The following is a 242-nucleotide window of genomic DNA, read 5'->3' as shown; positions in this document are numbered from 1 at the left end:
CCGAAGCGGCTGAAGTCCACGGGGCGGATCGGCGGAAGGCCCGAACCACCGGTAGCGCCGCCGGCAGCCGGCGCTTCCTTGGCTTTCTGCATCATGTTTTTGACGTAACCCTGCACGTCTTCTTTCAGCACGCGACCGTGCGGGCCGGTGGCCGACACAGCGTTGAGCTCTACGCCGACCTCACGGGCCAGTTGACGCACGGCAGGGCCGGCGTGAACTTTGGCACCGCTTGGCGCAGGTGC

The 242-nt window shown here is 66.9% G+C and carries 1 protein-coding gene; it reads right to left on the bottom strand.

The features are described from left to right. Positions 1-242, bottom strand: a 242-nt coding sequence (locus tag AC0IYH_RS33525) for an E3 binding domain-containing protein (RefSeq protein WP_471838754.1), incomplete at both ends; no start/stop codon positions are given.

It is taken from the genome of Pseudomonas sp. AC463 (assembly GCF_979253585.1).
Note: the sequence above shows the minus strand (reverse complement) of the source record. Positions and strands in the feature narration are given on the sequence as shown.